Raw genomic sequence first — 1314 nt, 5'->3', positions numbered from 1 at the left:
GTTGATCTGTTCAATCTTGTATTCAAACATGGGCTGTTTCCTTTGAATGGGCCGGATCAACCGGCAGGTAGAATTCGGTAATGCCACGTGCGCCTTCATGGCGACCGGCTTGGATGATCACATCGATCGACCGGGTGATGTAGTCGTTCATGTCCTGGTAGGTCATGGGCACATCGGTTCTCAGGGCGGCGATGGCGAGGCGCTGCACCGCCAGCTGCGGCGTTTCAGCGTGCAGGGTAGTAAGTGAGCCACCGTGACCGGTGTTGATCGCCTCGAGCAAGGTCATGGCCTCTTTGCCGCGCACTTCGCCAAGGACAATCCGGTCCGGCCGCATGCGCAAGGTCGAAGTAAGGAGGACATCCGCGCTGCGCATGGCTTCATCGCGATCAGACATCAGCCTGACGACATTAGGCTGCGCCGGACGCAACTCGGCGGCTTCTTCGATCGTGATGATGCGCTCGTCGGCGGGCACGAAGGAGAGGATTTTTCGCGCCGTGACGGTCTTGCCGGTGGAGGTTCCGCCCGAGACGATCATGTTGAGCTTGTGCGTCATACAGAACTTGATCGCGGCGTCTATGTCGCCGGTGGCCACGACATCGCGCAGCTCGGCGTTGCGCTTGCGCCTTGCCCCCTCGTTGCTGCGTTCTTTGCCGAAGAGAAAGGACAGTTTGATCTGGTCCAATGGAAGGTCAGCGAAGAACCGTAGGGAGATTGCGTGTCCGCCATCAACGGCAGGAGGCTGTATGATTTGCGCGCGGATGGGGCGGTCACGGTAGGTGATGCTGACCGAGACAATAGGCTTGGTCCGGCTGAGCGTGGTGTTCGCGGCGGACGCAATCTGATTGCCAAGGTCTTTGATTTCATTGGGCGAGAGCTGTCGATCGACGCGCCGCATGAAGTGATCACCCTGAAACTCCGCCCAGAGCGTGCCGTCAGGACTGATGCAAAGCTCGATCAGCTTTGGATCGCGCGCCTCGGGGATCTTGTCGATCGAGCTTTGCAGATAGCTGGCCGCCATGGTCAGAAAATCTCCAGATCGCGGTCGACCATCACGGTGACGCGGGCACCTTGATCGACATAGATAACCGGTGAGACAGAGAGATATTCGCCAATCACGCTTTGCGCGCTTTCCTGAAGGTCTTCGCCAATGCCCTCGAGCACATCAGAGGTGATCTCATCTTCGGTGTTTTGGGCGGCCACGGCGGGGAAGGCTCCGATCAGCGATATAAGGGCGGCTGACCCGAACCGCGTGCCAAAGCGGCTGTCGACAAAGCCGATTGTGCCGGAGCGGCCCAATTCATCGCCACCGAAAGC

The 1314-nt window shown here is 59.0% G+C and carries 2 protein-coding genes; both read right to left on the bottom strand.

The annotated features are described in order from the left end of the window. Nucleotides 1-22: 22 nt before the first annotated feature. Nucleotides 23-1018, bottom strand: coding sequence for an ATPase, T2SS/T4P/T4SS family (locus tag AC2FND_RS20255; RefSeq protein ID WP_496771493.1), 996 nt, complete (start codon nt 1016-1018; stop codon nt 23-25). Between the two features lie 2 nt (nt 1019-1020). Next, a partial coding sequence (locus tag AC2FND_RS20250) for a TrbI/VirB10 family protein (RefSeq protein ID WP_496771492.1) occupies nt 1021-1314 on the bottom strand: 294 nt, incomplete at its 5' end.

The organism is Ruegeria sp. BHSB056 (assembly GCF_059613305.1).
Note: the sequence above shows the minus strand (reverse complement) of the source record. Positions and strands in the feature narration are given on the sequence as shown.